The organism is Mycobacterium sp. NGS54 (assembly GCF_059812465.1).
Window position 1 is genome coordinate 637,394 of record NZ_JCALCS010000002.1, and the last position, 24,716, is coordinate 662,109.

At 69.9% G+C, this 24,716-nt stretch carries 24 protein-coding genes; 14 read left to right on the forward strand and 10 right to left on the reverse strand.

Translation table 11 applies throughout. The features are described 5' to 3' along the window. Positions 1 to 112 precede the first annotated feature (112 nt). The 3 genes from AC5Y5E_RS07735 (at position 113) to AC5Y5E_RS07745 (ending at position 1,984) form a co-directional block, all read left to right on the forward strand. A complete protein-coding gene (locus AC5Y5E_RS07735) occupies positions 113 to 631 on the forward strand; it encodes a DUF5994 family protein (protein WP_499902391.1) in 519 nt (172 codons plus the stop codon). Then, the gene (locus AC5Y5E_RS07740; protein WP_499902392.1) at positions 628 to 825 is read left to right on the forward strand and encodes a hypothetical protein; all 198 of its coding nucleotides are present in this window, start codon (positions 628 to 630) and stop codon (positions 823 to 825) included. The genes AC5Y5E_RS07735 and AC5Y5E_RS07740 overlap by 4 nt, the downstream gene beginning before the upstream one ends. A 355-nt stretch (positions 826 to 1,180) precedes the next feature. Continuing rightward, positions 1,181 to 1,984, forward strand: a complete 804-nt coding sequence (locus AC5Y5E_RS07745; protein ID WP_499902393.1) for a transglutaminase-like domain-containing protein — start codon at positions 1,181 to 1,183, stop codon at positions 1,982 to 1,984. Positions 1,985 to 2,054: 70 nt separating this feature from the next. Here AC5Y5E_RS07745 and AC5Y5E_RS07750 read toward each other — a convergent pair whose 3' ends face one another. The 3 genes from AC5Y5E_RS07750 to AC5Y5E_RS07760 form a co-directional block, all read right to left on the reverse strand. Continuing rightward, positions 2,055 to 3,689: a fatty acyl-AMP ligase gene (locus AC5Y5E_RS07750; protein WP_499902394.1), complete on the reverse strand. Its 1,635-nt coding sequence runs from the start codon at positions 3,687 to 3,689 to the stop codon at positions 2,055 to 2,057. A gap of 233 nt (positions 3,690 to 3,922) precedes the next feature. Beyond that, positions 3,923 to 5,413: an alanine/glycine:cation symporter family protein gene (locus AC5Y5E_RS07755; RefSeq protein WP_499902395.1), complete on the reverse strand. Its 1,491-nt coding sequence runs from the start codon at positions 5,411 to 5,413 to the stop codon at positions 3,923 to 3,925. Between the two features lie 103 nt (positions 5,414 to 5,516). Further along, positions 5,517 to 5,846, reverse strand: a complete 330-nt coding sequence (locus tag AC5Y5E_RS07760; RefSeq protein ID WP_499902396.1) for a DUF732 domain-containing protein — start codon at positions 5,844 to 5,846, stop codon at positions 5,517 to 5,519. Positions 5,847 to 5,952: 106 nt separating this feature from the next. Here AC5Y5E_RS07760 and AC5Y5E_RS07765 point away from each other — a divergent pair, with 106 nt between their 5' ends. Genes AC5Y5E_RS07765 through AC5Y5E_RS07775 form a run of 3 tightly spaced genes read left to right on the forward strand, consistent with a single transcriptional unit; the run spans position 5,953 to position 7,730 of the window. Continuing rightward, positions 5,953 to 6,690 carry a Clp protease N-terminal domain-containing protein gene (locus AC5Y5E_RS07765; RefSeq protein ID WP_499902397.1) on the forward strand — a complete coding sequence of 246 codons (738 nt, stop codon included), beginning with the start codon at positions 5,953 to 5,955 and terminating at the stop codon, positions 6,688 to 6,690. Positions 6,691 to 6,711: 21 nt separating this feature from the next. Next, positions 6,712 to 7,221, forward strand: a complete 510-nt coding sequence (locus tag AC5Y5E_RS07770) for a hypothetical protein (RefSeq protein WP_499902398.1) — start codon at positions 6,712 to 6,714, stop codon at positions 7,219 to 7,221. Beyond that, positions 7,209 to 7,730, forward strand: a complete 522-nt coding sequence (locus AC5Y5E_RS07775) for a GNAT family N-acetyltransferase (protein WP_499902399.1) — start codon at positions 7,209 to 7,211, stop codon at positions 7,728 to 7,730. The genes AC5Y5E_RS07770 and AC5Y5E_RS07775 overlap by 13 nt, the downstream gene beginning before the upstream one ends. Here AC5Y5E_RS07775 and zapE read toward each other — a convergent pair. Next, a complete protein-coding gene (zapE, locus tag AC5Y5E_RS07780; RefSeq protein ID WP_499902400.1) occupies positions 7,687 to 8,763 on the reverse strand; it encodes a cell division protein ZapE in 1,077 nt (358 codons plus the stop codon). The genes AC5Y5E_RS07775 and zapE overlap by 44 nt on opposite strands. On the opposite strand from zapE, the gene AC5Y5E_RS07785 reads away from it, so the two are divergent. From AC5Y5E_RS07785 to msrB, 4 genes are read left to right on the forward strand one after another with little or no spacing between them, the layout of a single operon-like run. Continuing rightward, positions 8,762 to 9,517 carry a pyrimidine reductase family protein gene (locus tag AC5Y5E_RS07785; protein WP_499902401.1) on the forward strand — a complete coding sequence of 252 codons (756 nt, stop codon included), beginning with the start codon at positions 8,762 to 8,764 and terminating at the stop codon, positions 9,515 to 9,517. The two genes, zapE and AC5Y5E_RS07785, sit on opposite strands and share 2 nt — an antisense overlap. Then, positions 9,514 to 11,091 (forward strand): alpha/beta fold hydrolase, encoded by a 1,578-nt coding sequence (locus tag AC5Y5E_RS07790; protein WP_499902632.1) that lies wholly within the window; start codon positions 9,514 to 9,516, stop codon positions 11,089 to 11,091. Before AC5Y5E_RS07785 ends, AC5Y5E_RS07790 begins: the two co-directional genes overlap by 4 nt. Positions 11,092 to 11,095: 4 nt before the next feature. Beyond that, the gene (gene aftC, locus AC5Y5E_RS07795; RefSeq protein ID WP_499902402.1) at positions 11,096 to 12,400 is read left to right on the forward strand and encodes an arabinofuranan 3-O-arabinosyltransferase; all 1,305 of its coding nucleotides are present in this window, start codon (positions 11,096 to 11,098) and stop codon (positions 12,398 to 12,400) included. Further along, positions 12,397 to 12,807, forward strand: coding sequence for a peptide-methionine (R)-S-oxide reductase MsrB (gene msrB, locus AC5Y5E_RS07800; RefSeq protein ID WP_067006504.1), 411 nt, complete (start codon positions 12,397 to 12,399; stop codon positions 12,805 to 12,807). Before aftC ends, msrB begins: the two co-directional genes overlap by 4 nt. 169 nt (positions 12,808 to 12,976) lie before the next feature. On the opposite strand, the gene AC5Y5E_RS07805 is transcribed toward msrB, so the two are convergent. Continuing rightward, positions 12,977 to 14,467: a PE family protein gene (locus AC5Y5E_RS07805; protein ID WP_499902403.1), complete on the reverse strand. Its 1,491-nt coding sequence runs from the start codon at positions 14,465 to 14,467 to the stop codon at positions 12,977 to 12,979. A gap of 198 nt (positions 14,468 to 14,665) precedes the next feature. On the opposite strand from AC5Y5E_RS07805, the gene AC5Y5E_RS07810 reads away from it, so the two are divergent. Continuing rightward, positions 14,666 to 15,946 carry an amidohydrolase family protein gene (locus AC5Y5E_RS07810; protein WP_499902404.1) on the forward strand — a complete coding sequence of 427 codons (1,281 nt, stop codon included), beginning with the start codon at positions 14,666 to 14,668 and terminating at the stop codon, positions 15,944 to 15,946. Here the strand turns inward: AC5Y5E_RS07810 and AC5Y5E_RS07815 are convergent. The 4 genes from AC5Y5E_RS07815 to hemE form a co-directional block, all read right to left on the reverse strand. Beyond that, a complete protein-coding gene (locus AC5Y5E_RS07815; protein ID WP_499902405.1) occupies positions 15,943 to 16,692 on the reverse strand; it encodes a class I SAM-dependent methyltransferase in 750 nt (249 codons plus the stop codon). The two genes, AC5Y5E_RS07810 and AC5Y5E_RS07815, sit on opposite strands and share 4 nt — an antisense overlap. 81 nt (positions 16,693 to 16,773) lie before the next feature. Next, entirely contained in the window at positions 16,774 to 17,469 is a 696-nt protein-coding gene (hemQ, locus tag AC5Y5E_RS07820; protein WP_499902406.1) for a hydrogen peroxide-dependent heme synthase, read from the reverse strand. Positions 17,470 to 17,474: 5 nt separating this feature from the next. Beyond that, positions 17,475 to 18,833 (reverse strand): protoporphyrinogen oxidase, encoded by a 1,359-nt coding sequence (locus AC5Y5E_RS07825; RefSeq protein WP_499902407.1) that lies wholly within the window; start codon positions 18,831 to 18,833, stop codon positions 17,475 to 17,477. Beyond that, a complete protein-coding gene (gene hemE, locus AC5Y5E_RS07830; RefSeq protein ID WP_499902408.1) occupies positions 18,830 to 19,903 on the reverse strand; it encodes a uroporphyrinogen decarboxylase in 1,074 nt (357 codons plus the stop codon). Before hemE ends, AC5Y5E_RS07825 begins: the two co-directional genes overlap by 4 nt. 57 nt (positions 19,904 to 19,960) lie before the next feature. Here hemE and AC5Y5E_RS07835 point away from each other — a divergent pair, with 57 nt between their 5' ends. From AC5Y5E_RS07835 to AC5Y5E_RS07845, 3 genes are all read left to right on the forward strand, one after another. Then, a complete protein-coding gene (locus AC5Y5E_RS07835; RefSeq protein ID WP_499902409.1) occupies positions 19,961 to 20,767 on the forward strand; it encodes an enoyl-CoA hydratase/isomerase family protein in 807 nt (268 codons plus the stop codon). Positions 20,768 to 20,865: 98 nt separating this feature from the next. Beyond that, positions 20,866 to 21,468: a DUF3000 domain-containing protein gene (locus AC5Y5E_RS07840; protein WP_499902410.1), complete on the forward strand. Its 603-nt coding sequence runs from the start codon at positions 20,866 to 20,868 to the stop codon at positions 21,466 to 21,468. Position 21,469: 1 nt separating this feature from the next. Next, a complete protein-coding gene (locus tag AC5Y5E_RS07845; RefSeq protein WP_499902411.1) occupies positions 21,470 to 22,753 on the forward strand; it encodes an HRDC domain-containing protein in 1,284 nt (427 codons plus the stop codon). Between the two features lie 15 nt (positions 22,754 to 22,768). On the opposite strand, the gene dxs is transcribed toward AC5Y5E_RS07845, so the two are convergent. Further along, entirely contained in the window at positions 22,769 to 24,694 is a 1,926-nt protein-coding gene (gene dxs, locus AC5Y5E_RS07850; protein ID WP_499902412.1) for a 1-deoxy-D-xylulose-5-phosphate synthase, read from the reverse strand. Positions 24,695 to 24,716: the final 22 nt, after the last annotated feature.

Consider the following 24,716-nt stretch of genomic DNA (forward strand, 5'->3'; position numbering starts at 1 on the left):
TCGGGATGCGAGGTGCATCGGGTCGGTGGTATGTCGCGCGCGACCATCTGAGATCGCGCCGTCGCCGATTCGGCTAAGTTGGCCGGTTCGCGGCCAAGACGGGATCGTCGCTATGACACGACACGAAGGCCGCGCGGTTTCCGGCGGCCACCGCGCAGGACCGGAGAACACGCCGCGGCTGCGTATGAAGCCGAAGGCGCGGCCGACCGGGCACGTCGACGGGGCATGGTGGCCGCACACCGATGATCTGCAAAACGAACTGCCTGATCTGTTGGCGGTGCTGTCGGTGCGACTGGGCTCCGTTGCGCGGGTCATGTACGACCTCTCCGCATGGGCGAAGGCGCCGACACGGCTCACGACCGGTGGACGATCCGTCCGACTCGACGGCTTCGGTTACCAACCGGCCAACACCCTCGAAGTGGTCGGGCTCGGCCGCGAGAGGATCCTCCTGATGGTGGTGCCCCCGAGCACTGATCCAGACGTCGCACACAAGGCGATGATGACAGCGGCGGCGCCGGACAACGCTTCCACGGTCGGCGACATGCTCGGGATCAGCGACGGCGGCCAAGCAGCGCCGGTCGCGGCTTACCGACCGGCATTTCACCGGCGTGTCCGGAGCTTTCGGGCATGACGGTCACCGTGGCGCTGCCCGGCGGGGGGAGCGACAAGTACATGCGGTTCGGTGACGTGTACGTCGAGCACAGCAACGGCACGCTCGACGTCTTCCGGGTCGGCGCCAAGGACGCATACAGCTACGCCTGCGGTGAGTGGACCGACGTGGAGGGCGACCGGAAGAGGATCAAGAGGCGCAGTTTCTGGAGTTGATCAACGCCGCCCGTGGTTTCGCGAGACGTCTTACCAGCGGCTCACGTGTAGATTGATTGGTAAGCCGTTCGTTTTCGCGCTGCCACCGTCCACATTTTTGTGTGTAGATGCAGCTCACGAATCGATCGCCCGAACCAATTTGAGGACCACGCATACATGAATTCGTCCGATTTGTTTTCACACCGCTACGAGCCCGAGGTCGTGTCCGACACCCCTCGCGACTCGGAACCGGTGCAACTTCCCACCTTCTCCGACCGCCCCAAGAGCGATTCCTCGGCTACGCCACCGTCGTAAAAGGCGCGGCGCCGCGCTTGGCCGCGACCGAGGGTTGACTGTCAGGCGACAGGAGGGACAGATGAGACGAGAGGTCGCCGCTGAACTCGAGGTCGAGATCACCGCGCCGACGACCTTGGAGTTCCAGATCGCCGTTGCACCGCATCCCAACACCGAGGTGTCCGAGTCGATGTCATTTGTCTTGGATGGAAATCTTCTGCGGCCGTTGGAGATCAGCGGTGTGCATGGTAACCGCATCCACAAGCTGGACGTCCCTGTGGGTAAACTCAAGGTCGACTACGCGGCCACGATCGTTGGGCAAACCGACCCGGCACCGGTGACCGAGTATGACCTATCGATGTACCTGCGTCCGAGCCGCTACGCCGAGTGCGACAAGTTTTTCGGTTTCGCCGCAACCGAATTCGGCAGTTATATCGATTCGACGACCCTGTTGGAGAAGGTTTCCCTTTGGGTCGGCAGCCGGCTGAACTATGTACCAGGCTCGAGTGACGCCATCGACGGCGCGGTGGATACGTTGCTCTCGGGTGCCGGCGTATGTCGAGACTTCGCGCATCTCGTGGTGGCGCTGTTACGGGCTGTCAAGGTGCCGGCCCGCGTTGTTTCGGTGTATGCGCCCGGCTTGTACCCGATGGACTTTCATGCGGTAGCCGAGGCGTTCGTCGAGGGCCACTGGCGAGTGGTTGACGGCACTCTCTTGGCGCCGAGGCAAAGCCTCGTGCGCATCGCCACTGGACGCGATGCCGCCGACATCGCCTTCCTCGACAACCACAACGGCGCGATCACACTGGACAAATTGGTGGTGACCGCGGTCGTTGACGGCGACCTGCCCAGGGACTCGATCGGCCAGCTGGTGTCGATCCGCTGAAGGCGGGCCTCGTCGTTGCGAAAGCTGTCGTGGGTGCCGAAATACGCGCCCTGCGACGGGATGCGCCGATTCAGCTGACGAGGCCCAGCGCATGGGCGCGCCGCAGCTTGCCCGACGGGGTTTTCGGGATCATCCCGGGCTGCAGCACCACCACGTTTCGGGGGCGGACATCGACCTCGGCGAACACCTCGTGCGCCACCTGGCGCTCGATGCGGCGCACTTGCGCCTGGTCGTCGCACTCCTTGGATTCCACCGCCACCGCGAACGTCTCCCGCGATTGCCCGGCGTCGAGGCGCACCGCGACCGAACAGCCCGGCCGCACCCCGGCCACCCGGCAGGCGGCGCGCTCGATGTCGGTCGGGTAGATGTTGCGGCCAGCCATGATGATCACGTCCTTGAGCCGCCCGCACACCACGACATTGCCGTCCTCGGTGAGATAGCCCAGGTCGCCGGTGTCATACCAGCCCCGCTCATCCTGCGCGGCGATGAACCCGGCCACCGTGGTGTAGCCATCGGTCACAGGCTCGCCGCGCACCTCGATGACGCCGACGCCGCGCGGCGGCAGCACGCTCCCTTCCTCGTCGAGGATCCGCAGCTCCAGCCCCTCCAGCGGCCGGCCCAGTGAGACGAGCCGGCGGGTATGTCCCCTGCTCGCAGGGACGGCGCGGTGCAGGATGGCCAGCAGGTCGGCGTCCACCTCGTCGACGAGCATGCCCCCGCCGCACGCGGAGAACGACACCGCAACCGTCGTCTCGGCCATGCCGTAGGCGGGGATGATCGCCTCGGGCTTCAACCCGAACGGCGCCCCGGCCACGCAGAGGTCCTCGACGTCGAGCGGATCTACCTGTTCGGCGCCCGAGAGCGCCCACCGCAGCGAGGACAGGTCGAAGTCCCCGGGCGTCGCCTGTCGGCGTAACCGCTTGGCCAACAGGTTGTACGCGAAGTTGGGCGCGGCGGTCATGGTGCCCTTGTATTTGTCAATCAGCTTGGCCCACAACAACGTATCGCGCAGGAAGTCCATCGGCGTGACCTTTACCAGCTCGGCGCCGACGTACATCGGCACCGTCAGATAGCCGGTCATGCCCATGTCGTGGAAGCACGGCAGCCAGCTCACGATCACGTCGTTATCGAGGTCGAAGTTGCACCCGACCATCATGGCTTCCGCATTGGCGACGATATTGGCGTGCGTGATCTGAACCGCCTTGGGCGATCCCGTCGAGCCCGATGTCAGCTGCATCAGCGCCACATCGCCGTCGCAGGTGTCGACGGGCCCGATGGGGGCGCTCGCAAGCAGCGTCTCGACGGTGAGCACCGTCACACCGAGGCCCGACAGCACCGGCGCGGCGGCCATGAACGGCTCCGAGATGACAACGGCTTTCGCCGACATCATGTCGATGACGCCGGTTGTCTCCTCGGCCCAACGTGCCAGGTCGGTGCGCGGGGTGGGCTGATGCAACATGGTCACACTGGCGCCGCGCATCCAGATGCCTTGCGCGGTGGGCGCGATCTCGACCGGTGCGCCCGCCAGCACGGCGACGGCGTCGCCGGGCCCGATGCCCGCCGCCGCCAGCCCACCCGCCACCCGGCGAGCCCGCGCGTGCACTTCTGCCCAGGTATGCCGGGCGGGCGCATGCGGCTCGCCGGTGACCATCCCCTTGGGGCTTGACCGCGCGTTTTCGTACATCGTCTCGGTAAATCGGCTCACGGCGATCCTTTGGCTTAGGTGTTTGCGGGCGCGCTAGGGGTTTTTGAAGCCGCTGGGGTTCGGCCGTCGTCGAGCACTGGTCGGCGTCGACGATGACGTCGGGAGCACTAAACCCTTCGTATTCAGCCCAGATGGCAGGTCAGACGGGCTGACTGTATCGAGCCAATGCCCCGCGCACCGCGGAGCGCGCGGAACTCGGTACAGATCGTGACAATTGGGCCGAAGCGGCGACGCTACGCCGCCGGCCGGCTCAGCCGCAACGAGTCGGGCAGCGCACCGACCTGCCGGCGCTCGGGGGCTTCCCAGATGTCGCCGGGCAGAACGCCGGGCAGCCCGGCCTCGCTGGCGATGAAGACGGGATGGTCGCCGCGCATGGACTGGCGGTGAAAGTCGTGCACCGTCGCGAACGCCCACTTGCTCAGCAGGCAGATCGCGACCAGGTTGGCAATGGCCATCAGCGCCATCGTCAGATCCGCGAACGCCCACACCAGCTTGAGCTGAGCCATCGCTCCGAACACGATCGCCCCCAGCGTCACGACTTTCAACGCGTTGGTCGCCAGGTGCCGGCCCCCCAGGAAGAACAGGTTGGCCTCGGCGCACACGTAATTGCTGAGCACCGAGGCGAATCCGAACACACATACCACGGCGGTCATCACCACGGTGGTCCACGATCCGAGGCCGGCGGCGATCGCCGACTGCGTCAGGCTGGCACCCGCGACCGAGCCGGTGTGAGCCGGATCGTAAACGCCGGGACCCGCCATGAGCACGATGAACGCCGTCGCCGTGCAGATCACTATGGTGTCGACGAAAACGGCGAGCGACTGAATCAGACCCTGCTCCACCGGATGTGACACCGTCGCGGCGCCCGCGATGTTGGGCGAACTGCCCATCCCCGCCTCGCAGGCGAACAGGCCGCGCTTGACCCCGGTCAGCATGGCCGTCGCGATGCCGCCGGCGAAACCGCCCGCCAGCTGCCTGATTCCGAATGCGCCGCCGACGATCTCCTCGAGGACGGCCGGCAGCGCGGAGATGTTGACGGCCACGATCGCCAACGCCAGGAACGCGTACGTGAGCGCAGCAGCCGGGATGACCCATTCCGCGAACTTGGCGACGCTGCGCACCCCGCCGAAGAGGACCGCCGCTGCCAGCACGGCCAACCCCATTGTGGTCCAACCGATATCGACGCCATGCGACGACTTCAGCACCCCGCTGATCGCGTTGGTCTCCACCATGTTGAACGCTGTCGAGAACGTGACCACGAGCAGCACGGCGAAGAAGACGCCGCCCGTCCGGGAATGCAGGCCGCGCTGGATGTAGAAGGCGGGGCCGCCCCGGAAGGCGCCGTCGTCCGAGCGGACCTTGAAGACCTGGGCGAGGGTGGCCTCGATCAGCGCGGTCGCCATGCCGACCCCGGCCACCACCCACATCCAAAAGATCGCGCCCGGGCCGCCAACGGTGAGCGCGATCGCGACGCCGGCGATGTTTCCGGTGCCCACCCGGGACGCGAGGCCGACGCAGAAGGCCTGAAAAGACGAGATCCCACCGTCTTGGCGGTGGGACCTGCGGAGCTGGCGAACCATGCGCCCGAAGTACCGGATCTGAATGAATCGAGTGCGCACCGTGAAGTAAATGCCGACACCGATGAGCAGGTAAACCAGGACGTGACAACTCAGGGCATTGCTCAGCGGCTCGATCAACCGTGCCTGAACGAAGTCCAAATCCATCCCCAACCTGGGCCGTTTGTCCGCAGCAGCGTAAACGCGAAATGTTGAGGACAGGTTTCGTTAACCGGCCGTTGGCCGGCGTGTTTGTAAAAATCCAGTGACGCTAGCCGCCGCTGACCTTGCCGCCGCTGGCCGCAAGCGTTTGCGGGCAGTACACGTTGGCCGCGATCGCGCTGAACCGGGCCGCGTTGTCCCCGTGCAGCCCGGGGTTCTGAGCCTGGACCGTCTTGATGACGTCCGCCATCTGCGTCCCCTTGCCCATCGCGTCGCACACCCACCTTCCGGCCCCGATCGCCGGCCCCGGGTCGGGGAAGGTGATGCCGACCGCGCGCAGCGAGACGAGGAACGCGTCGTCAGTGCTGTCCGCCCGCGCGGGCCCCGCCATGCCGACCAAGGCGGCAAGGCTCGTCAACGTCAAGAGCAGCGGTTTCACGGCCCTGATCGTGCCAGAGCGAATCGACGGCCGCACCCTAAATCGCGAATTGCCTGCGTCAACCCAGGGTTGACAGCATCGCCTTCGTCAACCTACTGTTGACGGCATGTCCGAGCCGACCCCGATCGCCTATCCCGTCCGACTCGACGAACTGATCAACGCCATCAAACGGGTGCACCCGGACGTGCTGGACCAGCTCGCCGACGCCGTCCTGGCCGCCGAGCACCTGGGCGAGGTCGCCGACCACCTGATCGGGCACTTCGTCGATCAGGCCCGCCGCTCCGGAGCCTCCTGGACCGACATCGGCAAGAGCATGGGCGTCACCAAACAGGCCGCCCAGAAGCGGTTCGTCCCGCGCGCCGAGCCCACCACCCTGGACCCCGAGCAGGGCTTCGGGCGGTTCACGCCGCGGGCCCGCGGCGCGGTGGTGGCGGCCCAGAACGCCGCGCACGAAGCCGGCAACGGCGAGATCACCCCCGACCACCTGCTGCTCGGTCTGCTCACCGACCCGGCCGCCCTGGCGACGGTGCTGCTGAAACGGCAGCAGGTGGAGGCCGACACGATCCGGGCCGCCGTCAGCCTGCCCCCGGCGGCCGGCGAACCCCCCGAGCTCATCCCGTTCAGCGGCCCGGCGCGCAAGGCGCTTGAGCTGACCTTCCGCGAAGCACTTCGGTTGGGCCACAACTACATTGGCACCGAACACCTGCTGCTGGCGCTGCTCGAACTCGAGGACGGCGCAGGGCCGCTGCACCGGTGCGGCGTCGACAAGGACCGCGTGGAGGCGGATCTGGTCGACGCGCTGGAGTCGCTGAGCGCCGGAACCGACCCCTCCCGTTCGACATAGACCCTGTGCGATCATGCGAGGATGCATCGCTGGCTGATCGCCCTGTCCGTGTTGATCGTCGCGGCCGCGAGCGTTTCGGCGCCGCGCGCGTGGGCGTCCGATGCGCCGATCGGTCACATCGGTGACACCCTGCGGGTGGACACCGGCAAGTACATCGCCGACATCACGGTCAGCAGCGTGGCCCCGTGCGACCCGCCGCCGGGATTCGGCTACACCCGCGAGGGCGTTCCGATCAAGAGCTTTCCGGGCAGCACCGTCGACCGCGCCGACGTGACGGTCCGCGCGGTCCGGGTGCCCAATCCGTTCATCATGGCGACCGAGTTCAGCTTCGACGGCGTGACCCCGTTCGCCGACGCCTACAAGCCGCGCGCGTCCGATGCGCCCGACGCGCTGGACAACGTGCTCGTCAACGCGCCGAACGGGGCGATCGTGCGCGGCGCGGTGTATTGGGACGCCTACCGCGACCCGGTCTCCACCGTCGTCCTGCTGGACAAGAAGACGGGCTATCACCTCGCGCAGTGGAATCTTTGACGCTCGCGACGGGTAGTGTCGACGCCGGGGACCTGGCTGCCGTTGCCGCACAAACCTTTCCGCTGGCCTGCCCGCCCTCGACGGCTGCCGAAGACATCGCGTCGTTCATCGAGACCAACCTGTCGGCCGAGCGCTTCGCGCAGTACCTGGCCGACCCGCGCCGCGCGATCCTCACCGCCGCACGCGACGGCCGAATCCTCGGCTACGCCATGGTCATTCGCGACGCCGACGACGACGCCGCCGAGCTGTCGAAGATCTACGTGCTGGCGGACCACCACGGCTCCGGCGTGTCGGCGGCGCTGATGGACCTCGCCGTTGCCACCGCGCAGAAGTGGCACGTGCGCCGCGTGTGGCTGGGCGTCAACCAGGCGAACCAACGCGCGCAACGCTTTTATGCCAAGCACGGCTTCACGGTCACCGGCACCAGGACGTTTCGAGTGGGCGCCCGCCTCGAAAACGATTACGTCATGGTTCGCGAGCTTGGGTCAGCGCCACCAGCCGCGACGTAGCCCGCAGGTACTTCTTTCGATAGCCACCGGCCAGCATCTCCTCGCCGAAGACGGTGTCCAGCCTCGCACCGGAGGCGACCACCGGGATGCCGGCGTCGTAGAGCCGGTCGGTCAGCGACACCAGCCTCAGGGCGACGTTCTGGTCGTCGATGCGGTGCACGCCGGTCAGGAAGACCGCCGTCACGCCCTCGATCAGCGTCAGGTACCGCGACGGGTGCATGGTGGACAGGTGCGCGCACAGCGCGTCGAAGTCGTCGAGCGTCGCCCCGTCGACGGCCGCGGCGCGCGCGGCGACCTCCTCGTCCGACGGCGGCGGCGGCACCGGGGGCAGGCCGCGGTGCCGGTAGTCGGGCCCGTCTATCCGCACGGTGGTGAAAATGCTTGCCAGCGTGTTGATTTCGCGCAGGAAGTCCTGCGCGGCGAAGCGACCCTCGCCGAGCTGCTCGGGCAGGGTGTTCGAGGTGGCGGCGATCGACACCCCCCGCTCCACCAACGAGGACAGCAGCCGCGAGATCAGGGTGGTGTTGCCGGGGTCGTCGAGCTCGAACTCGTCGATGCACACCGCGGTGTAACCGGCCAGCATCTCGATGCATTCGGCGAAGCCGAACACCCCGGCGAGCTGGGTGAGCTCGCCAAAGGTGGCGAACGCCTTGGGAGTTGGCGGTTCGGGTCCGCTGCCGGGCAGCTGGTAGTAGGCCGAGGCGAGCAGGTGCGTCTTGCCCACGCCGAAGCCGCCGTCCAGGTACAGCCCGACGCCGGGTGACACGGCCCGCTTGCCCAACAGTTTTCGCCGGCCGGCCCGGCGCTCCACGGCCTGCCGGCAGAAGTCCCGGCAGGCCGCGACGGCGGCGGCCTGGCTCGGTTCGGCCGGGTCCGGGCGATACGTCGCGAAGCTCACGTCGGCGAACGTTGGCGGCGGCCGCAATTGGGCGATCAGCCGCTCCGGCGACGCGGTCGGATGCCGATCCACCAGATGCCCCACGCGGCCCCCCTGCATGCAGGAACTGTAGCGGCGTGCTGCAATCAAACTCATGCCCGAGACCGCGCTGACGCTGCTCGGCTCGGCGCGGGAAATCGACGACGCCGAACTCGCCCGGCTCTACGGTTATCCGGAGCGCGACGGCACCTGCGTGCGGGCGAATTTCATCACCAGCGTGGACGGCGGCGCCACCGCCGACGGCAGCAGCGGCACCATGGGCGGGCCGGGCGACCGGCACATCTTTAACCTGCTGCGCGAACTGGCCGACGTGATCGTCGTCGGCGCGGGCACGGTGCGCATCGAGGGCTACTCCGGCGCGCACCTGGCCGTCGCGCAGCGCCAGGGGCGGCAGGCCCGCGGGCAGAGCGAGGTCCCGCAGCTGGCGATCGTCACCAAGTCGGGCCGCCTCGACCGGGACATGGCGGTGTTCACCCGCACCGAGGTGCCGCCGCTGGTGCTCACCTGCGCCGCGGCGGCCGCGGAGACCAGCCGGCGGCTCGGCGACCTGTGCGAGGTCCTCGACTGCTCAGGCGGCGATCCCGGGCAAGTCGACGAGGCCGCCCTGCTGGCCGGCCTGGCGGCGCGGGGCATGCGCCGCGTGCTGACCGAGGGCGGCCCGATGCTGCTCGGCGCGTTCGTCGACCGCGGCCTGCTCGACGAGCTGTGCCTGACCATCGCGCCCTACCTGGTCGGCGGCCTGGCCCGGCGCATCGCGACGGGCCCCGGCCAGGTGCTGACCCACATGCGCCGCGCCCACCTCCTCACCGACGACGCCGGCTACCTTTACGCCCGCTACGTCAAGGCATAGCTACTGTTGTCGGCATGAGTCGGCAGATCGCGTCCGCCACGATCCTGGTGGCGGTGACCGCGCTCGTCGCCGGCTGCGTTCCCGGCCTGGGCGCGGACCCGCGCTTCGCCACCAATTCCGGCGCCCGGCCGCAGGGCGCGGCCACCACGAAACCCCCGCCGGCCGGCCCGCCGCGGATCGCCGCGCCCAAGAACGACCTGTCATGGCGCGACTGCACGGCGAAGGTGTTCGGCGACGCGGCCGTGCCCGCGGCGCCGGACGTGCAGCTGGACTGCGCGACCTACGACGCCGACCTCGACCCCGTCAACGGTGGGTCGGGGACGCTCAGCATCGGCGTGGTCCGCGCCCGCTCCTCCAAGACGCCGCACGACGCCGGTCCCCTCGTCTTCACCACCGGCTCGGACCTGCCGTCCTCGACGCAGTTGCCGGCCTGGCTCGCCCGGGGCGGCGCCGACGTGCTGCAAACCCACCCGATCGTGGCCGTCGACCGCCGCGGCATGGGGATGTCGAGCCCGATCGACTGCCGCGACCAGCTCGACCGCCAGGCGATGCGCGACCAGGCGCAGTTCCAGAACGGCGACGACCCGGTCGCCAACCTGTCCGACATCTCCAACACCGCCACCACCAACTGCACCGACGCCATCGCCCCGGGCTCCTCGGCCTACGACAACTCGCACGCCGCCTCCGACATCGAGCGCCTGCGCAGCCTGTGGGACGTGCCCGCCGTCGCGCTGGTCGGGATCGGCAACGGCGCGCAGGTCGCGCTGGCCTACGCCGCGTCGCGGCCCGACCGGGTCGCAAGGCTGATCCTCGACTCCCCAATTGCCTTGGGCGTCAACGCCGAAGCCGCCGCCGAGCAACGGGTCAAGGGCCAGCAGGCCGCGCTCGACGCGTTCGCCGCCCAGTGCGTCGCCGTCAACTGCGCGCTGGGCCCGGACCCCAAGGGCGCCATCAGCGCGATGCTGGCCGACGCCCGCGCGGGCAAGGGCCCCGGCGGCGCGCCGGTGTCCGCGGTGGCCAACGCGATCACCGTCGCGCTGGGCTTCCCCTCCGGAGGACGCGTCGGCGCCACGCAGGCCCTGGCCAACGCGCTGGCGGCCGCCCGCTCCGGGGACGCCAACCAGCTGAACAACCTGATCGGCCACGCGTACTCCCTCACCGACTCGGACGGCCAGTTCGTCAACTCCTGCAGCGATGCCATCAACCGGCCGACCCCGGACCGGGTGCGCGAACTGGTGGTGGCGTGGGCGAAGCTCTATCCCCAATTCGGTACGGTCGCCGCGCTCGGCTTGGTGAAATGCGTGCACTGGCCCACCATTCCGCCGCCCGCGCCGCCCAAGGACCTCAAGGTCGACGTCCTGTTGGCGGGCGTGCAGAACGATCCGATCGTCGGCAACGAGGGCACGGCCGCGACGGCGGCGATGATCATCAACGCCAACGCGGCCAGCAAGCGGGTGATGTGGCAGGGCATCGGCCACGGCGCCAGCATCTATTCGCCCTGCGCGGTCCCGCCGCTGATCGGCTATCTCAACAGCGGCAAACTGCCCGGGACCGACACCTACTGTCCCGCCTGATACTTTGCGCTTCGTGACGGCAGCTGACTCGACCCGAACCGGCCTGCGCGACTGCCTGCTGGCCGCGTTCCGTCCCCGCACCGGCGCACCGAGCACCGCGACCGTCGTGCGGTCGGTGTTGTGGCCGTTGGCCATCATGTCGGTGCTGCACCGCAGCATCGTGCTCACGCTCAACGGCAACATCACCGACGACTTCAAGCCGGTCTACCGGGCGGTGCTGAACTTCCGGCGGGGCTGGGACATCTACAACGAGCACTTCGACTACGTCGACCCGCACTACCTGTACCCGCCCGGCGGCACGCTGTTGATGGCGCCCTTCGGCTACCTGTCCTTCACGCCGTCGCGGTATCTGTTCATCCTGATCAACACCGTCGCGATCCTGCTCGCGTGGTATCTGCTCCTGCGGCTGTTCAACTACACGCTGTCCTCGGTCGCCGCCCCCGCGCTGCTGCTCGCTATGTTCTGCACGGAATCCGTGACCAGCACGCTGGTGTTCACCAACATCAACGGCTGCGTGCTGCTGGCCGAGGTGCTGTTCCTGCGGTGGCTGCTGGACGGCCGGGTGGGCCATCAGTGGTGGGCGGGTGTCGCCATCGGGCTGACGCTGACGCTCAAACCCGTGCTCGCGCCGCTGCTGTTGCTGCCGCTGCTGAACCGCCAGTGGCGGGCGCTGGTGCCCGCGGTCGTCGTCCCGCTCGTCATCAACGCCGCGGCGTGGCCGTTGGTCAGCGACCCGATGGACTTCGTCACCCGCACGCTTCCCTACATCGGCGGAGTGCGGGACTACTTCAACAGCTCGATCGAGGGCAACGGCGTGTACTTCGGGCTGCCCACCTGGCTGATCGTGTTCCTGCGGCTCCTGTTCGTCGTGCTCGCGATCGGCGCGCTGTGGCTGCTGTACCGCTACTACCGGACCCGGGACCCGCGGTTCTGGTACACCAACTCGTCGGGCGTGCTGCTGCTGTGTTCGTGGCTGGTGCTGCCGCTGGCCCAGGGCTACTACTCGATGATGCTGTTCCCGTTCCTGATGACGGTGGTGCTGCAGAACTCGCTGATCCGCAACTGGCCGGCCTGGCTGGGTGTCTACGGCTTCCTGGCGCTGGACGACTGGCTGATCTACCAACACATGCGCTACGGCCGCGCGCTGCACTACCTCAAGATCACCTACGGCTGGTCGCTGCTGCTGATCGTGGTGTTCACAGTGCTCTACTTCCGTTACCTGGACGCCAAGGCCGAAAACAGGCTGGACGAGGGCATCGATCCGGCGTGGCTGTCTGGCGACCGCGAGCGCGCTAGCGTGGAGGCATGACGAGTCCGAAGGTGCAACTCTCCGACGACGAGTGGCGCCGAAAGCTGAACCCGCAGGAGTTCGAGGTGCTGCGCCGCGCCGGCACCGAGCGCCCGTTCACCGGCGAATACACCGACACCAAGACCGAAGGCATCTACCAATGCCGGGCCTGCGGCGCCGAATTGTTCCGCAGCACAGAGAAATTCGAGTCGCATTGCGGCTGGCCGTCGTTCTTCGACCCGGCGAACTCCGACGCGGTGATCCTGCGCCCCGACCATTCGATGGGGACGACGCGCACCGAGGTGCTGTGCGCGAACTGCCACAGCCACCTGGGCCATGTGTTCGCCGGCGAGGGCTATCCGACGCCGACGGATCAGCGGTACTGCATCAACTCGATCTCGCTGAGGTTGGTGCCGACGGGCGCGTAATTGTCACAAGAATCCTGGGATGTGCCGACGTGCCCGCCTCTGAGCGACAACGCCATGTGCCGCGCGGCACCACGCCAGTCGCTATGAGGCGGGCAGGAAGTCAACCCCAACTGTCCGGTGACAAAACTGACGGGTGAGGCGTGAATCGCCGGGCCGGCGCGCCCGGCGCCTAGACCCCGTCCATCCCGGGCTGGCCGAACAGGCTGCCGCCCGCGCCTCCGGTGCCGGGCGTGCCCGGAGTGGGACCGCCCCCGGCGCTGCCGCCGTTGCCGCCGTTGCCGACCAGCACGGCGACGCCGCCGTTACCGCCGTTGCCCCCGGTGACCAGGCCCTCCCCGCCGGCGCCGCCGACCCCGCCGTTGCCGATCGGCCCGGCGGTGCCGCCGACCCCGCCGTTCCCGCCGGTCGTGTAGCCGAACCCGCCGATGCCGCCGGCCCCGCCGGAGCCGTTGAATCCGGCGCCGTTGCCGCCCGCCCCGCCGTCGCCGCCGGTGGTGTGGCCGACGCCGCCGCGGCCGCCGGCCCCGCCGGCGCCCTGGTAGGGGTTGGAGTTGCCGCCGGCGCCGCCGTTCCCGCCGTGTCCGATGACGCCCGTGCCGCCCGCGCCGCCCAGCCCGCCGTTGCCGGAGACGCCGCCCGCGGTGCCGCCGTTACCGCCGTTGCCGCCGTTGCCCCCGACGCCGGTGCCGCCGGCGCCGCCGATGCCCCCGCCGCCCTCGAACGGGCCGCCGGTGCCGCCGGTGCCGCCGTTACCGCCGTCGCCCGTGCTGCCGGTGCCCCCGGGGCCGCCGGGCCCGCCGTTGCCCCACAGGAGGCTGCCGCCGCCGGCGCCGCCGTTGCCACCGGTTCCGCCGTCCCCGCCGGGGCCGCCGAACCCGCCGGAACCCAGCAGCCCGCCGGTCCCGCCGGCGCCCCCGGTCCCTCCTGTTCCGTTGGGCCCCGCGGGACCGCCGGCGCCACCGGCGCTGCCATGCGTCTGATCGGGTCCGCCGAAGCCGAGCAGCCCGCCGGACCCGCCGGGCCCGCCGTTACCTCCTTGGAGGAGCCCGTACCCGCCGGTGCCGCCGGTGCCGCCGCCGCCGAACAGCAGCCCGGGCCCGCCGGCCCCGCCGTTACCGCCGGCGCCCGTCGGGCTGGGGCCGCCGGCGCCGCCCGGGCCGCCCACGCCGAACAATCCGGCCGCCCCGCCGTTGCCCCCCGGCGCTCCGGGGGCGGTGCTGTTCCCGCCGGCCCCGCCGTTACCGACCAACAGCCCGCCGGGCCCGCCGGGCTGCCCGATCCCGTTGACGGTGCCGCCGTTGGCGCCGTTGCCGATCAGCGGGCGCCCCAGCAGCGCCAGCGTGGGCGCATTGACGGCGTCGAGCAGACTGTCCTGCACGTTGGCAGCCTCGGCGCCGGCGTACGCGGCCATGCCCGACGTCACGTTCTGCACGAATTGCGCGTGAAAGGCGGCGACCTGGGAGCTCAGCGCCTGGTATTCCTGCCCTTGGGCGGAGAACAGCTCCGCGACCGCGGCCGACACCTGATCGGCTCCCGCCGCGACCACGCCCGTCGTGGCGGCCGCCGCGGCCGAGTTGGCCGCGCTGATCGCCGAACCGATGCCCGCCAGATCGTTGGCCGCGGCCATCACCGCGTCTGGAGCCGCGATCACGAACGACATGGGATACCTCCGCAATTCGATGCGCCATGACCAACAGGTCATCTCCCCCGGCGCCGGCTACCAGCGAACGCAGCCTACGCGCTCCGGCGGCGCGACATGCGGGTTTGGCGCGCAGATCGAGCTCGACGAACGCTTTCGCCACTGTGCCCGGTGAGGTACCGTTGCGCCAACGGTAAGGGAATCGGGAAGTGGGCGAACATGATCAAAGACGACATGATCCTGATCAGCGTCGACGACCACATCGTCGAACCGCCGGACATGTTCTTCAATCACCTGCCCAAGAAGTACGCCGACGAGGCGCCACGGTTGGTGCACAACGCAGATGGCAGCGATAGCTGGCAATTCCGCGATGTGGTGATTCCCAACGTGGCGCTCAATTCGGTGGCGGGCCGGCCGAAGGAGGAGTACGGCCTCGAACCGCAGGGTCTCGACGAGATCCGGCCGGGGTGCTGGCAAGTCGACGAGCGGGTCAAGGACATGAACGCGGGCGGGATTTTCGCCTCGATCTGCTTTCCGACGTTTCCCGGGTTCGCCGGCCGGCTGTTCGCCACCGAGGACCACGACTTCGGCTTGGCCCTGTTGCGGGCCTACAACGATTGGCACGTCGAGGAGTGGTGCGGGGCGTACCCGGCACGGTTCATCCCGATGTGCCTGCCGGTGATCTGGGACGCCGAGGCATGCGCGGCCGAGGTGCGGCGCAACGCCAATCGTGGCGTGCACGCGCTGACCTTCAGCGAAAACCCTTCGGTGCTGGGCTATCCCAGCTTCCACGACGACTACTGGACGCCGCTGTGGAAAGCCTTGGTGGACACCGACACGGTGATGAACGTGCACATCGGCTCATCGGGAAAGCTCGCCGTCACCGCGCCCGACGCGCCGATGGACGTGATGATCACGCTGCAGCCGATGAACATCGTGCAAGCCGCCGCGGATCTGCTGTGGTCGGCGCCGATCAAGAAGTATCCGGGCCTCAAGATCGCCCTGAGCGAGGGCGGCACCGGGTGGATCCCGTACTTCCTGGAGCGCGCCGACCGCACCTACGAGATGCACTCGGCGTGGACGCACCAGGACTTCGGCGGCAAGCTGCCCAGCGAGGTGTTCCGCGAGCACTTCTTGACGTGCTTCATCAGCGACCACGTCGGAGTCCAGCTGCGCCACCAGATCGGCATCGACAACATCGCGTGGGAGGCCGACTATCCGCACAGCGACTCGATGTGGCCCGGCGCGCCCGAGGAACTCTGGGATGTGCTGCGCCAGCACGACGTCGCGGACACCGACATCAACAAGATGACCCACGAAAACGCCATGCGCTGGTACTCATTCGACCCGTTCGCCGACCATCCGCGCGAACAGGCCACGGTGGGCGCGCTGCGGCGGGCGGCCGAAGGCCATGACGTGTCGATCAGGGCGCTGAGCCATCACCAGAAGGGCGAGCGGGTTGCCAACGCCCTGGCCGACGCGACGCGCGGCAACAGTTAGTCGACGCGGGTGGCGTGCACTTCCCAGAACGGCGCGTGCACCTGGCCGCCCTGCAGCCACGGCTGCACCGCGCGGAAGCAGTCCATCATGGTCTTCGTCTGTTCGGCCGCGTGGGGATTGCGCGCGGCCATCATTTCGAGCGTCTCGATGCTCATGTTGACCCGGTACGTCGTCGGGCCGAGGTAGGTGATCTCCCAGCCGCCGACCGGCAGCACATCGCGAAAGTCGGCCTCCGACAACGACCGTGGCATCTTGACGCCATTGACGTTGCCCTCGCCGAACTCGAACATGTACAGCCGCGCGCCCGGCTTGGTCGCCCGGTGCAGCGCCCGGGCGTAGGACTTCTGCAGCTCGGGCTCGGTGCTGAAGGTGTGGTAGAAGGCGCAGTCGACGACGGTGTCGAAGCGGCCGTCGAACCCGTCCAGTCTCGTGGCGTCGGCCACCTCGAAATTGACTGACACGCCGGCCTTCTGCGCGTTGGCCCGGGCGCGCTCGATCGCGCCGGCCGACCCGTCGATGCCGGTCGCCGAGTATCCCTTGGCGGCGTAGTAGATCGCGTGGTGGCCCGGGCCGGTGCCCGGGTCAAGCACCTCACCCTTGATGGCGCCCAGCGCGACGAGCTGCTGCACCACCGGCTGCGGGCCACCGATGTCCCACGGCGTGGCGGCCGGCAGTCCGTTCGACAGCCGGTCGTCGCGGTACATCTCCTCGAAGCGGGTGGGATCGGTCGGGTCGAACGTGGTCATTTGGCGCCGCTCCTCCTCATCGCTTCGCTCTGCATCGTCGCCGGCGCAGTAGTCATGTGTCCCCCTCGATTTCGGCTTAACTCAAGGCAAAGCGTTCACCAACTGCTCGACCGGCACGCGCGGCCCGGTGAAGAACGGCGTCTCCGCCCGGGTGTGCCGGCGGGCGTCGGTGGCGCGCAACTCGCGCATCAGGTCCACGATCCGGTCGAGCTCGGGGGCCTCGAACGCGAGGATCCATTCGTAGTCGCCCAGCGCGAACGCCGGCACGGTGTTGGCGCGGACGTCCTTGTACTCGCGGGCGGCCATGCCGTGTTCGGCGAGCATCCGGCGCCGTTCCTCGTCGGGCAGCAGGTACCACTCGTAGGACCGCACGAACGGATACACGCAGATGTAGGCGCCGGGCTCCTCGCCGGCCAGGAACGCCGGGATGTGGCTCTTGTTGAACTCCGCGGGGCGATGCAGCGCGACGCTGCTCCACACCGGCGCGCAGGCCCGGCCCAGGGCGGTGGTGCGGCGGAAGTCGGCGTAGGTCGCCTGCAGCGCTTCGACGCGTTCGGCGTGGGTCCAGATCATGAAGTCGGCGTCGGCGCGCAGGCCCGCCACGTCGTACAGGCCGCGCACCACGACGCCGCGTTCCTCCTGCAGCTTGAAAAACGTCGTCGCGTCGTCAATTACGGCGTCGCGCTCAGTGCCCAGCTCGCCCGGCCGCACCGAGAACACCGAGAACATCAGGTAGCGAAGCTGCGAGTTCAGGGCGTCGTAATCGAGTTTGGCCATGACTCCTATCGTGCCACTGCCGTCCGCAGTGCCTCGACCGCCCGGCCCGCCGCCCCGACGCACGCCGGCACGCCGATGCCGTCGAGGTAGCTGCCGGCCACGGCGAGGGTCGGCGGCAGGCCGGCGCGCACCTCGGCGACCACCTCGGCGTGGCCGGGGCCGTACTGCGGCATGGCGTCGATCCAGCGCTGGACGCGGGCATCGACGGGGTCGACCGTCAGCCCGAACACGTCGACCAGGTCGCTCAGCGCCCAGCCCAGCAATTCGTCATCGGGGGTGCCGGCCGCCACGTCGTCGCCGAACCGCCCGAACGACAGCCGCAGCAGCTGGGTGTCGCCGCGCGTGCCCCACTTGCGCGACGAGAGCGTGATCGCCTTGGCGCGCAAGGATTCTCCGCTGGCAACCAGGACCCCGGAGCAGTTCGGGAACGGGATATCGGCGGGCACGGCCAGGGCCACCACCGCCGACGACGCGCTCGTGATCCGCCGCGCCGCGGCGGCGCTGCGCGGGGCGATCTCGTCGAGCAGGGCCGCCAGCCGCGGCGCCGGAATGGCCAGGATCACCGCGTCGGCGTGCCGGCGGGTGCCGGTGTCGTCGAGCAGCGACCAGCCCGCCTCGGCGGCGGGGTCGAGGCGTTCCACCGCGGCCCGGACCCAGCGCGGCCGGGCACGCCCGACGAGCTCGTCGACCAGCACCCGGTAACCGCCGTCGATCGCCCCGAACACCGGCGCGCCGGTGGCCGGCGGCAGCGCCTGCCGGACGGCGTCGGTCAGGCTGGCGGCGCCCCGGTCGAGCGCCGCCGCCACGCCGGGGGCGGCCGCGCGCAGGCCGATCGTCGCCGCGGAGCCGGCGTACACCCCGCTCAGCAGCGGATCCACCGACCGCGCCACCACCTGCGCGCCGAACCGGTCGCCGACCAAGTCGGCCACCGCGGGATCGCCGCCGGGCTGCCATGCCAGCGGGCGGGTCGGCTCGGCGTCGATGCGCGCCAACGTCGCCTCGTCGACCAACCCGGCCAGCGAGGCCGCCGACGACGGGATGCCCACCACCGTCCCGGCGGGCAGGGGGTGCAGCTGGTGGCCGCTGTAGATCAGCGGCCGGGCGCCGGTGGTGCCGATTTGGCGCCCGGACAGGCCGAGCTCGGCCAGCAGCGCCGGCATCTCGGGGCGGCGCAGCACGAACGCCTCGGCGCCCAGGTCCATCGGCCGACCGCCCACCCGTTCGGTGCGCAGGATGCCGCCGAGCCGGTCGGCGGGATCGAACAGCGTGATGGTCGCGTCGTCACCGGCGGCCGCGCGCAGCCGATACGCCGCCGTCAGACCCGAAATCCCCCCGCCCACAACACAATACGAGCGCGTGGTCATAGCGAGTGGACCAGCGCGACCAGGTCGGTCAGCACGCCGGGGTCGGTCTCGGGCAGCACCCCGTGCCCGAGGTTGAAGACGTGGCCGGCCGCGCCGGCGTCCACGGCGCGGCGCCCGTCGTCGACGACGGCCCGCGCCGCGCGTTCGGCCACCGGCCAGCCCGCCAGCAGCACCACCGGGTCGAGGTTGCCCTGCAGCGCCGTGCCGGGTTCGACCCGGGCGGCGGCGTCGGCCAGCGAGGTCCGCCAGTCCACCCCGACGACCGTGGACTGGCCGGGTTTCATGCCGCACTTCAGCGCCGCGGACATGGCGCCCAGCAATTCGGCGGTCCCGACCCCGAAGTGGGTCATCGGCACGCCGTATTCGGACAGCTCCGCGAAAACCCTTGAGCTGTGCGGCAGCACGTACCGGCGGTAGTCGGCCAGCGACAGCGTCCCCGCCCACGAGTCGAACACCTGGATCGCGTCCACGCCGGCCTCGACTTGCCCGCGCAGGAACGCGACGGTGAGGTCGGCGAGCTTCGACATCAGCGCGTGCCAGCTGGCCGGTTCGGCCAGCATCATCGCCTTGGTGCGCGCGTGGTTACGGCTGGGGCCGCCCTCGACGAGATAGGACGCCAGCGTGAACGGCGCCCCGGCGAAACCGATCAGCGGGACCTCGCCCAGCTCGCCGACGAGCAGCGAAACCGCCTCGCAGATCGGCCGGATCGCTTCGGGGTCAAGGGGTTTGAACTCGTCGATGTCGGCGTCGGTGCGGATCGGGTGCGCGATCACCGGACCGACGTCGGCGACGATGTCCAGCTCGATGCCCGCGGCCCGCAGCGGTACCACGATGTCGGAGAACAGGATCGCCGCGTCGACGCCGTGGCGGCGTATCGGCTGCAGCGTGATCTCGGCCGCCACCTCGGGCTCGAAGCAGGCCGCCAGCATGCTGTGCCGTTCGCGCAGCGCGCGGTACTCGGGCAGCGAGCGACCGGCCTGCCGCATGAACCACACCGGCACCCGGCTGGGCTTGCGCCCGGTGACGGCGGCTAGGTACGGCGACTCGGGGAGGTCGCGACGCGTATTCATCGGCTCCAATGCTGCCACGACGGCCCGCGGGCATCGCCGCTGCGTAACATCACGCCAATGCCGATCAGTTACGACGAGTTCCCCAGCCTGCGCTGCGAACCCAGCGAGAGCGGCGTGCTGTCCCTGGTTCTCGACGCACCGGGGCTGAATTCGGTCGGGCCCCAGATGCACCGCGACCTGGCCGACATCTGGCCGGTGATCGACCGCGACCCCGCCGTGCGCGTCGTGCTGGTCCGCGGCGAGGGCAGGGCGTTCTCCTCGGGCGGCAGCTTCGACCTGATCGACGAGACCATGAGCGACTACCAGGGCCGGATCCGCATCATGCGCGAGGCCCGCGACATGGTGCTCAACATGGTCAACTTCGACAAGCCGGTGGTCTCGGCGATCCGCGGGCCCGCCGTCGGCGCCGGCCTGGTGGTTGCGCTGCTCGCCGACATCTCGGTGGCCGGCCGGACCGCAAAGCTGATCGACGGGCACACCAAGCTCGGGGTGGCCGCCGGCGACCACGCCGCGATCTGCTGGCCGCTGCTGGTCGGCATGGCCAAGGCCAAGTACTACCTGCTGACCTGCGAGACGTTGCTCGGCGAGGAGGCCGAGCGCATCGGCCTGGTCTCCACCTGCGTCGACGACGATGACGTCCTGGCCACCGCGACCCGCCTGGCCGAGGACCTGGCCCGCGGCGCGCAGGACGCGATCCGCTGGACCAAGCACAGCCTCAACCACTGGTATCGCATGTTCGGGCCGGCCTTCGAAACGTCGCTTGGCCTGGAATTCCTCAGTTTCAGCGGGCCCGACGTCCGGGAGGGCCTCGCCGCCCACCGCGAGAAGCGCCCCGCCCGATTCACCGGGGGAACAACGCCCTGATCAGGCACGACGTCCTTGGAGGGGCCGCGAAAACCCCTGGTAACGGGTTGGTCGCGACGGGCGCGAAACTCGGCGCGCCTGTTTTCCCGTGTCGGGTGATGGGTCTAGCGTCGAACGCTGTGAGCTCGACTGAACCGGCCCCATTCCGCGAGGCGGTCGCGGCGATGAACGCCGTCAGTGTGCGGCCGGAGATCGAGCTGGGCCCGATCCGTCCACCGCAGCGCCTGGCGCCCTTCAGCTACGCCCTGGGCGCCGAGGTCAAGCACCCCGACCTCGAAATCGTCCCGGAGCGATCCGAGGGCGACGCGTTCGGCCGGCTGATCCTGCTCTACGACCCGGACGGCGCCGACGCGTGGGACGGGACGATCCGGCTGGTCGCCTACATCCAGGCCGACCTGGATCCCAGCGAGGCCGTCGATCCGCTGCTGCCGGAGGTGGCGTGGAGCTGGCTGGTCGACGCGCTGGAGTCGCGGCTCGAGCACACCACGGCCCTCGGCGGCACCGTCACCGCCACCACCTCGGTGCGCTACGGCGACATCTCCGGACCGCCGCGGGCCCACCAGCTGGAGCTGCGGGCGTCGTGGACGGCCACGACCCCGGACGTCGGGGCGCACGTCGAGGCGTTCTGCGAGGTGCTCGAGCACGCCGCGGGCCTGCCGCCGTCGGGAGTCACCAGCCTGAGCTCCCGCTCACGCGCCTGACATGGGCGAACCGGGGCCCCCCGGGGCCGATAGCACCGCGCCCGAAGCCACCCCTGAAGCCACCCCGCTACTGCGCCCGGCCGAGGGGGTTCCCGATCTGGCGGTGAGCGTCCGGCAGATCGAGGCGGCGGCGCAACTCCTGGACCGCGGGCGCGGGCCGTTCGCGGTGGACGCCGAGCGGGCGTCGGGCTTCCGCTACTCCAACCGGGCCTACCTGATCCAGATCCGGCGCGCCGGGGCCGGCACCGTGCTCATCGACCCGGTCAGCCACGGCGGCGACCCGCTGACCGCGCTGCGGCCGGTCGCCGACGTGCTGGGCACCGACGAGTGGATCCTGCACTCCGCGGATCAGGACCTGCCGTGCCTGGCCGAGGTGGGCATGCGGCCGCCGGCGCTCTACGACACCGAGCTCGCCGGGCGGCTGGCCGGCTTCGACCGGGTGAACCTGGCGACCATGGTGGAGCGGCTGCTGGGGCTCGGGCTGGTCAAGGGCCACGGCGCGGCCGACTGGTCCAAGCGCCCGCTGCCCGGCGAGTGGCTGAACTACGCGGCGCTGGACGTGGAATTGCTGATCGAGCTGCGCGCGGCGATCTCCGGCGTGCTCGATGAGCAGGGCAAAACCGGTTGGGCCGCAGAGGAATTCGACTATCTGCGAGATGTGGGCGCCCGGGACGCCGCCCCGGTGGTGAAGCGGGACCGCTGGCGCCGAACGTCGGGCATCCATCGGGTGCGCGACCGGCGGGGCCTGGCGGCGGTCCGCGAATTGTGGACGACGCGTGACCGGATCGCGCAGCGCCGCGACATCGCGCCGCGGCGGGTGCTGCCGGATTCGGCGATCATCGACGCCGCGCTGGCCAACCCGAAGACCGTCGAGGACCTCGTCGCGTTGCCGGTGTTCGGTGGGCGCAACCAGCGCCGCAGCGCCGAGGTCTGGCTGGCGGCGCTGGAAGCGGCCCGGCAGACCCAGGACCCGCCCGACGAGGCCGAGGCGCCCAACGGGCCGCCGCCGCCGTCGCGGTGGAGCCGGCGCAAGCCGGAGGCCGCGGCGCGGCTGGAGGCGGCCCGGGCCGCGCTGGGCGAAGTGTCGGAGCGGGTAGACGTCCCGACGGAAAACCTGGTCGCACCGGACCTGGTGCGACGGCTGTGCTGGGACTGGGAACCGGCGCCCGACCCGGACGAGGCGGTCGACGCGTTTCTGCGCGCCGGGCAGGCGCGAGCGTGGCAGCGAGAACTCGTCGACCCGGTGTTGGCGCGGGCGCTGCAGCCGCCGGAAGACGCCGATTAGCGGCGCCCGCCGCCACTAGTCGAGGTGTTCGCGGATCTCCGCTTCGGTGACGCTGCTGCCCAGCGCCGCGACCCAACCGGTGATGCGGCGGGCGATGTCCTGGTCGGTCAGCCCGAAATCGGCGAGCACCTCGCCGCGCGAGGCGTGCTCGTAGAACCGCTGCGGCAACCCGACGTCGCGGCAGGGCGTGTCGATCTCCGCGCGGCGCAGCGCGGCCGACACCGCCGATCCCACGCCGCCGTTGACGCCGTTGTCCTCGCACGTGACGACCAGCTTGTGTTGCGCCGCCAGTTCGACGACGCCGTCGGACACCGGCAGCACCCAGCGCGGGTCGATCACCGTCACGCCGATGCCCTGGTTGTGCAGCCGCTTGGCCACCTCCAGCGCCATCGGCACGAACGCACCGACGCCGACGAGCAGCACGTCGTGGTTCAACCCGGGGGCGGGCACCGCGAGCACATCGATACCGGAGACCCCACCGCCCTCGCGTCTCAGGGCCGGAATGTCTTCGCCCACATCGCCTTTGGGGAAGCGGAGTGCCGTCGGACCGTCGTCGATATCGAGGGCCTCGCCCAGCTCTTCGCGCAGCCGGGTGGCGTCGCGGGGCGCGGCCACCCGGATGCCGGGCACGATGTTCAGCATCGACAGGTCCCACATGCCGTTGTGGCTGGCGCCGTCGGAACCGGTGATCCCGGCACGGTCGAGCACCATGGTGACGGGCAGCTTGTGCAGCGCCACGTCCATCATGATCTGGTCGAAGGCGCGGTTGAGGAACGTCGAGTAGATGGCCACCACCGGGTGCATGCCACCCATCGCCAGGCCGGCCGCCGACGTCATCGCGTGCTGCTCGGCGATGCCGACGTCGAACAGGCGATCCGGGAACTGCTGGCCGAACGCCGTCAGCCCGGTGGGGCCGGGCATCGCCGCGGTGATCGCCACGATGTCGCGGCGCTTGCGGGCGTAGCCGATGAGCGCGTCGGAGAAGGTCGCCGTCCAGCCCGGGCCGGCGATCTTGGTGGCCTGGCCGGTGGCCGGGTCGATCACGCCGCACGAGTGCATCTGCTCGGCCTCGTCGTCCTCGGCCGGCGCGTACCCCATGCCCTTGCGCGTGACGACGTGCACGATCACCGGTCGCCCGAAGCCGCGGGCGTGCCGCAGCGCCATCTCGACGGCGTGTTCGTCGTGGCCGTCGACCGGGCCGACGTACTTCAGTCCCAGATCGGTGAACATCAGCTGCGGCGACAGCGAGTCCTTGATGCCCGCCTTGACGCTGTGCATGAAGCGGTAGGCGATCTTGCCGAACAGCGGCATGGAGCGCACGACCTCGCGGCCCTTTTCCAGCACCTGCTCGTAGGCGGGCTGCAGCCGCAGCGAAGCCAGGTGGTCGGCGACGCCGCCGATGGTGGGCGCGTAGCTGCGGCCGTTGTCGTTGACGACGATGATCACCGGGCGGTGCGAGGCGGCGATGTTGTTCAGCGCCTCCCAGCACATGCCGCCGGTGAGCGCGCCGTCGCCGACGACGGCCACCACGTGCCGGTTGCGGTGCCCGCTCAGCTCGAACGCCTTGGCCAGGCCGTCGGCGTACGACAGCGCGGCGCTGGCGTGGCTGGACTCGACCCAGTCGTGTTCGCTCTCGGCGCGCGACGGGTACCCCGACAGCCCGCCTTTTTTGCGCAGGCTCTCGAAGTCGCTGGCGCGCCCGGTCAGCATCTTGTGCACGTAGGCCTGGTGGCCGGTATCGAAGATGATCGGGTCGTGCGGCGAGTCGAATACGCGGTGCAGCGCCAGCGTCAGCTCGACGACGCCGAGGTTGGGCCCGAGATGCCCCCCGGTCGCAGCGACCTTGTGGATCAGGAACTGGCGAATCTCGGCTGCCAGGTCGCGGAGCTGCTGTTGGGAGAGGTACTGCAGATCAGCGGGCCCGCGGATCTGTTCCAGCATCCCGTCAGTCTACGCAGGCACG

Coding starts and splice junctions, on each gene's coding strand:
- AC5Y5E_RS07735 (WP_499902391.1), top strand. CDS start 113: ATGACACGACACGAAGGCCGCGCGGTTTCCGGCGGCCACCGCGCAGGA.
- AC5Y5E_RS07740 (WP_499902392.1), top strand. CDS start 628: ATGACGGTCACCGTGGCGCTGCCCGGCGGGGGGAGCGACAAGTACATG.
- AC5Y5E_RS07745 (WP_499902393.1), top strand. CDS start 1,181: ATGAGACGAGAGGTCGCCGCTGAACTCGAGGTCGAGATCACCGCGCCG.
- AC5Y5E_RS07755 (WP_499902395.1), bottom strand. CDS start 5,413: ATGGATTTGGACTTCGTTCAGGCACGGTTGATCGAGCCGCTGAGCAAT.
- AC5Y5E_RS07765 (WP_499902397.1), top strand. CDS start 5,953: ATGTCCGAGCCGACCCCGATCGCCTATCCCGTCCGACTCGACGAACTG.
- AC5Y5E_RS07770 (WP_499902398.1), top strand. CDS start 6,712: ATGCATCGCTGGCTGATCGCCCTGTCCGTGTTGATCGTCGCGGCCGCG.
- AC5Y5E_RS07785 (WP_499902401.1), top strand. CDS start 8,762: ATGCCCGAGACCGCGCTGACGCTGCTCGGCTCGGCGCGGGAAATCGAC.
- zapE (WP_499902400.1), bottom strand. CDS start 8,763: ATGAGTTTGATTGCAGCACGCCGCTACAGTTCCTGCATGCAGGGGGGC.
- msrB (WP_067006504.1), top strand. CDS start 12,397: ATGACGAGTCCGAAGGTGCAACTCTCCGACGACGAGTGGCGCCGAAAG.
- AC5Y5E_RS07805 (WP_499902403.1), bottom strand. CDS start 14,467: ATGTCGTTCGTGATCGCGGCTCCAGACGCGGTGATGGCCGCGGCCAAC.
- AC5Y5E_RS07810 (WP_499902404.1), top strand. CDS start 14,666: ATGATCAAAGACGACATGATCCTGATCAGCGTCGACGACCACATCGTC.
- AC5Y5E_RS07815 (WP_499902405.1), bottom strand. CDS start 16,692: ATGACCACGTTCGACCCGACCGATCCCACCCGCTTCGAGGAGATGTAC.
- hemQ (WP_499902406.1), bottom strand. CDS start 17,469: ATGGCCAAACTCGATTACGACGCCCTGAACTCGCAGCTTCGCTACCTG.
- AC5Y5E_RS07825 (WP_499902407.1), bottom strand. CDS start 18,833: ATGACCACGCGCTCGTATTGTGTTGTGGGCGGGGGGATTTCGGGTCTG.
- hemE (WP_499902408.1), bottom strand. CDS start 19,903: ATGAATACGCGTCGCGACCTCCCCGAGTCGCCGTACCTAGCCGCCGTC.
- AC5Y5E_RS07835 (WP_499902409.1), top strand. CDS start 19,961: ATGCCGATCAGTTACGACGAGTTCCCCAGCCTGCGCTGCGAACCCAGC.
- AC5Y5E_RS07840 (WP_499902410.1), top strand. CDS start 20,866: ATGGGTCTAGCGTCGAACGCTGTGAGCTCGACTGAACCGGCCCCATTC.
- AC5Y5E_RS07845 (WP_499902411.1), top strand. CDS start 21,470: ATGGGCGAACCGGGGCCCCCCGGGGCCGATAGCACCGCGCCCGAAGCC.
- dxs (WP_499902412.1), bottom strand. CDS start 24,694: ATGCTGGAACAGATCCGCGGGCCCGCTGATCTGCAGTACCTCTCCCAA.